Below are 6,084 nucleotides of genomic sequence, written 5' to 3' on the forward strand. Positions count from 1 at the left end.
TATCTGGTGAGCGCTCAGGAGGGGTTGTGTGGCGGCGGGTGCGCTTGTTGGTGAGGCTTGAGCTTTGCTACTGACTTCTTGCACGGTCTCACGTTCTGTGCAAAAAAATCCTAGAGTCTATAATTTTGGTAGTTCTGAGTCCCTAAATTAGATCAGATGTATCATGAACACCCTACGATAGTATTCGTACAAAGACTTTCAATATATAGAATTGAAAGTCCTATCATCTAGAAGTGATTGTATCTTCAAATGACAATAAGTTTTACTTTACAGAATATTGGGACCAACCTCAAATACAAGTCAGCTAGATCAGTACGAGTTGTGAGACAACCAAATTTACCTTATGTTTGTTGCCTGAACAGATAACTTAGATGCCAACTTACTATACTATTGATGGAGTGAAGATTCAGTTGTTCTTTAACGATCACGTGCCACCTCACTTTCACGCAGTTATCGCTGAGCATCAAGTTCTCATTGTGATTGACTCACTTGAAGTATTAGAGGGGTCTTTACCTAAAAGCAAACTCAAGAAAATCGTCAAATGGGCAAAGGAGAACCAGGAAGAATTGAAGGAACTCTGGGAATTGCACAGAAAAAACGAATGACTATGATCTCGAAAGTACTGAAGATAAATAGTGTAGACGGAATGCGTATTCATTGCACATTCAGCACCGGAGAGTATCGGGTGGTTGATCTGTACAAATTCGCTGAAAAATACGGATTTCAAGAAGACCCAAACCTCTTGAGACTTTTAGGATCGCAAAAGTTGAATGTTAAAGTTGAAAATGGAACACTCACGTTTCCTGACCTTATAAAGGAAATTGAATTTAAGAGTGGGAAAAAACTCAGAGTGGAATTTGACTTGGATCCGATTATGTTATATGATTCGAGCGAGGAGGATAAGAAACTTAGTAACTTATTTCAAATTGGCAGTCAACTTAAAAAGGCTCGTAAACAAGCTGGATTAACCCAAAATGAGTTGGCGACGAGGGTAGGAACTTCAAAATCTTATATCAGCCGCATTGAAAATAATCGTACTGATATTGCCCTAAAGACTCTACGGAGGATAGTGGAAGTAGGGTTAGAGAAAAGATTACTGATCGCAGATTGATAACATGGCATTTCCCAAATAAATATTTTTTCGAGGTCTCAGGCGAGCCCGTGATCATTAAGTTTGTCAAAAATATAGCTTTGTCCTGGAGTAATTAAGAGGATCCGGACAAATCAAATGCACAGAACACAGCAGCAACCGACAAGCCGCCCCGAAGGTTTGAAAATTAAAGTTCTAATTCCGCTCTTTCTTTCAGCTTTTTGCGTGGCTTCGCTTTTACGCAAAAAGCTGAAAGAAAAAGCTGGTCCAGCGGTCGGTCCAACGCTCTCAATTCACAAAATTCCCCGTCCTCCTGCGTCGGCCACGGTTTTTGTGAATGTTCGCTTATGGCCCACCCACCTTGCCGCAGGTTGATGTATATTGAGATCGATTGAGAAGGCGGCCTGCGTTGCTGCGAACGTTCTGCGCAACAAAAAAAGCACAGAGCCAGGTTGTATGCAGGTTTGAAGTAAGCGATTCGCGTTTCAAATTATTGTACGCCAAAAAATCAGTATCTTTGTAAAAATTAGCAATAATGACCAGTCAATTTAATTCAATAACTTTAAACTTGCCGCTAAATATAGATGTAGAAGAGGCAAAACTAATGATATTTTTATCGCTTTTTGGAAAAGGAACCTTATCGTCTGGAAAAGCATCTTCTTATTTAAATATAGATAGAATAATATTTTTGGAGAAAGCCTCATCTCATGGAATAGTTATATATTCTGATGATGAAGATAGTTTAGAACGTGCTTTAGATATTGAATTATGAGACTGGTTATCGCTGATACGAGTTGTTTTATTCTATTTAAAAAGATTGACCGTTTTGATATTCTAAAAAATACATTTAGAGAAATTTCTGTAACTGATAAAGTCGTTCAAGAATACGGACCTTTGCCTGACTGGATAAGTGTAAGGTCAGACTACAATAAAGAAATTTACCACAAAATAAATCAAAATTTTGGTACCGGTGAGTCTAGCTGTATTGCTTTAGCTCAAGAAGCGGTTAATCCAATTCTACTGATTGACGATAGAAAAGCTAGAAAAGTTGCTGAAGATATTGGTATTCAATGTACTGGAAGTCTAGGAGTCCTTCTTATTGCTAAAAGAGAACGAGCTATTACAAATGTCAGTGATATTTTAGTTGAAATAAAGAAAACTGATTTTAGGATGACTAATGCCATAGCCGATAAACTTTTAGAATTGGCGAATGAACAGCAATAAATAATATGAATATTATTAAAAAATTCAGTTGCCTGTTATTGGCCGTATTAGCTAGTTCCTGCATTGGTTCTAAGAAAATTCCAGCACTGGGAATACAAGAAAGAATGGCAGGATTAAAATCGTGCCTGAATGAATTTGAAGATCATGATTCTTATTATAATTGTACAAATAGTAGAATGCTTGAATTCGTTTATACCAACCTAAGCGGTACTGATTTGCTAAATAGTGATCGTGGTAAAACGGTAGTTGTTTCTTTTGATGTTTCTTCTACTGGAAAAATTGAGAAGATAAAACTTTTAAGATCAGTGAGAAAGGATCTAGATGATGCTGTTATACAGGCAACTGAAACATTGAATGAGCTAGATTGGGTTCCGACCGTTCAATCAGAATATTATGTTTCAACTCGATTTAATCTTCCTTTTAAAATTAAATAAAAGCGCAGAACACAGCAGCAAGCGACAAGCCGCCATAATGGCTTAATGATACTAGTTCTAGTTCCGCTCTTTTCTTCCACTTTTTGCGTGGCTTCGCTTTTACGTAAAAAGTGGAAGAAAAGAGCTGGTCCGGTGGTCGGTCCAACGCTCTCAATTCACAAAATTCCCCGCCCTCCTGCGTCGGCCGCGGTTTTTGCGAATGTTCGCTTATGGCCCGCCCACCTTGCCGTAGGTTGATGTATATTGAGATCGATTGAGAAGGCGGCCTGCGTTGCTGCGAACGTTCTGCGCAACAAAATTTCAAATTCAGTTAATTCAAGAATTTGCGTCTTCGACTAGCGGAAACAATTATCTACTACATTTAAAAAATAAATATTTTACAAAACACTTTGTAAGGAAGAGATTCAATAGATAGTAGTTTTAAATATCAAGAGGAAAATCCCTTTAACAACCTAATATTATGAAACTAAATTCGCATAATTTCTGGGGTAATAATTACTACAGAAATCCCTCTGTCACGGAAATAGATATTGTAAGGGCCGAATCTAGTCTAGGTGTTAAATTGCCGCCAATTTATTTAGATTTAATACGAATTCAAAATGGCGGGTACACCAATGGATTCATATTTCCTATGAAAATTATGACATCTTGGGCCAATGATCACGTTCCACTGCATGAAATGTTCGGTATAGTAAATCCCAATAGTACCTCAGGTCATAATATTATGAAGAGCCACTATTTGACAAGTGAATGGGGATTGCCACCTAATCAAGTTATAATTAATGGTGATGGTCATTGGTGGATAACATTAGACTATAGAAAATCAAAGGAACCTTCAATTGCCTGGATTGATATTGAATGTGATGAAGATATCCAAATCGCCACTTCTTTTAAAGGCTTTTACCATGATTTAGTATCTGAATAAATTATATAATCTGATCTCAATATTTCTAATAAGCTTTACGACCCAAGCCAAGGTGTACGCTTAACTCAAATTTAAATTTAACCTATTTTAATGATCGCAATACCCTATATTTATTGAGTAATTATCCAAGTATAATTTTGATTGGTATTAATTTAAAAGTTCAGCTCTACAACAAATTATATGCCTATTTAATAATTCAATTTGACATGGGAAAGGGATCGTCAGGTTGAAATTTAAAAATACTTCATCCAAATGCATTTGAAATAGGTATGAGAGAGTAGTCAAACTTGTAGATTATGATGCCATGCTTTTACCCTTCGATTTGTTCGGGTAAATCAACAAATTTAAGATTCATATACGATTATCGATTTATTAGAAAATTGAGTATGAAGAGATTAATAAATAACATAGTTTTATTTTGAATAAAATGAAATTCCGAAGACTTCAAAAATTCTACAATTATGAAGTGATCAACCTTTTTTTAATCGGCACTTTCCGTAAAAAATGCGCAGAACACGGCAGCAAGCGACAAGCCGCCATAAAGGTTTTGTGATGTTGATTCTAGTTCCGCTCTTTTCTTCAACTTTTTGCGTGGCTTCGCTTTTACGCAAAAAGTTGAAGAAAAGAGCTGTTTCGGTGGACGGTCCAACGCTCTCAATTCACAAAATTCCCCGTCCTCCTGCGTCGGCCACGGTTTTTGTGAATGTTCGCTTATGGCCCGCCCACCTTGCCGCAGGTTGATGTATATTGAGTTCGAATGAGACGGCGGCCTGCGTTGCTGCGAACGTTCTGCGCAACAAAAAATTGAAAACTACATATGATTGAAGTTATTGAAAACCCTATCACAAGTACAATCACATCGATTCTAGAAAGGAATAGTATTCTTAAAGAAATAAGGGTGATCGTACCATACGTGACTAGGTTTGCCAGAAAAATATTCACTGAAAGAATTCTATCCCAAAGTGAAGATAAAAAGATTATTGTTCGATTAGAGCCCACTAATCTAATAACTTTCGATTTAGCAACTGTAAGATATTTACTAGATCATGGATTTAAGATAAAATTTAATAATAACGTCCATACTAAATTGTATTTACTGAATGGCATTCCAGTTATCTCTTCTTCTAATCTAACCCAAGGTGGATTTGAAGATAATCATGAATTATCTGTTGTCCTAGAAGAAGATCATTACGAAAAATGTAAAGAAGTCTTTGGTAAGCTATGGAAACATGATGACTCCGTCTCAATCAATCAACAATTTATAGAAGAAAATTGGAATATTTACCTATTATTGAAAAAACAGAGCTCGAATAGATCAAAGAAGCTAGAAGACACAACGTTGAATGTTAATCAATCGGCTTATGATATTGATACAATTACAAAACATATCATTGAAAATAGAATAGACCTAGTGGAGAAGAGTAGGTTGGTGAATTTAGCATCGACATCTCGACGAGATTTTGTTCAGAAGATGGAAGGGGCGTTTGATATAACTGATTTTCATAGTCCCGAGGGTCATCCAAAGAGGTATGAGTGCTTGTTTTACATTCTTCAATATGGCATAGAGAAAAAGTTAGCAGGAACAGGATTAGTAGAAAACCAATTCACTAGCGTTTTTTACCACGAAGAATTTGAACAGATTTTAAATTACATTTTGCCGCAAAGGATAAATATGCCGAAATGGAATTTAGATGACAAGGAACAGAAAATTATGTTTTGTTCTGGATTATTTGATTTCAAGATCAAGCAATACAGTACGACAATACCTGTAAGACTTGCGTCCTATTTTTACCCAGATCACTTCCTACCTATTTTTAATTTCTCGCATTTAAAAGGGATGCATCTTTCTATCAATGGTAGATTTAATTCAGGATGGTCAAAAGGTGAGCAGCTATTTTATATGAATGATACATTGATTAATTTTCTTACGATCTACACCTCTGACAATTATACTGGGTCAGATATTTTGTATCAGCTATTCTTCACAATTGAGTACTTAAATCGAACAGAAAATGGGGACACAATAGAGGAAGTTCGACAAGCACATCGAGATAGAAAGTGGAGTAATGAAATCATTAATTATGCCCCAACTTTGATAGAATCTATAAAGTAAACTTTTGGCGACTTAGGATTAAACTTGCTATCAATAGCTAAGTTTTGTACATCTCATATTTTATCTGAATCCTCGAATCTAAGGAAACCTAGTATGAATTAAATGCGCAGAACACAGCAGCAAGCGACAAGCCGCCCCAATGTTTTGAGATACACAGTTTCAGTTCCGCTCTTTTCTTCAACTTTTTGCGTAAAAGCGAAGCCACGCAAAAAGTTGAAGAAAAGAGCTGGTCCGGTGGTCGGTCCAACGCTCTCAATTTAAAAAACTCCAGTCGCGAAGAGCGCCAGGTTTTTTTAAA

General features: G+C 36.5%; 7 protein-coding genes. All 7 read left to right on the plus strand.

Annotated elements, in window-relative coordinates; all coding sequences use genetic code 11:
• Positions 1 to 371 precede the first annotated feature (371 nt).
• The 7 genes from GGR27_RS19685 to GGR27_RS19715 all read left to right on the plus strand — a co-directional run bounded on the left by GGR27_RS19685 (position 372) and on the right by GGR27_RS19715 (position 5,786).
• Positions 372 to 605: a DUF4160 domain-containing protein gene (locus GGR27_RS19685; protein WP_168040622.1), complete on the plus strand. Its 234-nt coding sequence runs from the start codon at positions 372 to 374 to the stop codon at positions 603 to 605.
• The gene (locus tag GGR27_RS19915; protein WP_245184771.1) at positions 542 to 1,111 is read left to right on the plus strand and encodes a helix-turn-helix domain-containing protein; all 570 of its coding nucleotides are present in this window, start codon (positions 542 to 544) and stop codon (positions 1,109 to 1,111) included. Before GGR27_RS19685 ends, GGR27_RS19915 begins: the two co-directional genes overlap by 64 nt.
• A 514-nt stretch (positions 1,112 to 1,625) precedes the next feature.
• Positions 1,626 to 1,862: a UPF0175 family protein gene (locus GGR27_RS19695; protein ID WP_168040624.1), complete on the plus strand. Its 237-nt coding sequence runs from the start codon at positions 1,626 to 1,628 to the stop codon at positions 1,860 to 1,862.
• The gene (locus GGR27_RS19700) at positions 1,859 to 2,314 is read left to right on the plus strand and encodes a DUF3368 domain-containing protein (protein WP_168040626.1); all 456 of its coding nucleotides are present in this window, start codon (positions 1,859 to 1,861) and stop codon (positions 2,312 to 2,314) included. Before GGR27_RS19695 ends, GGR27_RS19700 begins: the two co-directional genes overlap by 4 nt.
• A 5-nt stretch (positions 2,315 to 2,319) precedes the next feature.
• A complete protein-coding gene (locus GGR27_RS19705) occupies positions 2,320 to 2,748 on the plus strand; it encodes an energy transducer TonB (protein ID WP_168040628.1) in 429 nt (142 codons plus the stop codon).
• A 460-nt stretch (positions 2,749 to 3,208) separates the two neighbouring features.
• The gene (locus GGR27_RS19710; RefSeq protein ID WP_168040630.1) at positions 3,209 to 3,673 is read left to right on the plus strand and encodes an SMI1/KNR4 family protein; all 465 of its coding nucleotides are present in this window, start codon (positions 3,209 to 3,211) and stop codon (positions 3,671 to 3,673) included.
• An 817-nt stretch (positions 3,674 to 4,490) separates the two neighbouring features.
• The gene (locus GGR27_RS19715) at positions 4,491 to 5,786 is read left to right on the plus strand and encodes a phospholipase D-like domain-containing protein (RefSeq protein WP_168040632.1); all 1,296 of its coding nucleotides are present in this window, start codon (positions 4,491 to 4,493) and stop codon (positions 5,784 to 5,786) included.
• Positions 5,787 to 6,084: the final 298 nt, after the last annotated feature.

This window comes from Neolewinella antarctica, assembly GCF_011927835.1.
GTDB classification, from domain to species: Bacteria; Bacteroidota; Bacteroidia; order Chitinophagales; family Saprospiraceae; genus Neolewinella; species Neolewinella antarctica.

Bases quoted from the DNA above. Each gene is read 5' to 3' on its own strand.
- GGR27_RS19915 (WP_245184771.1), top strand. From the start codon at position 542: ATGGGCAAAGGAGAACCAGGAAGAATTGAAGGAACTCTGGGAATTGCA.
- GGR27_RS19705 (WP_168040628.1), top strand. From the start codon at position 2,320: ATGAATATTATTAAAAAATTCAGTTGCCTGTTATTGGCCGTATTAGCT.
- GGR27_RS19695 (WP_168040624.1), top strand. From the start codon at position 1,626: ATGACCAGTCAATTTAATTCAATAACTTTAAACTTGCCGCTAAATATA.
- GGR27_RS19715 (WP_168040632.1), top strand. From the start codon at position 4,491: ATGATTGAAGTTATTGAAAACCCTATCACAAGTACAATCACATCGATT.
- GGR27_RS19700 (WP_168040626.1), top strand. From the start codon at position 1,859: ATGAGACTGGTTATCGCTGATACGAGTTGTTTTATTCTATTTAAAAAG.
- GGR27_RS19685 (WP_168040622.1), top strand. From the start codon at position 372: ATGCCAACTTACTATACTATTGATGGAGTGAAGATTCAGTTGTTCTTT.
- GGR27_RS19710 (WP_168040630.1), top strand. From the start codon at position 3,209: ATGAAACTAAATTCGCATAATTTCTGGGGTAATAATTACTACAGAAAT.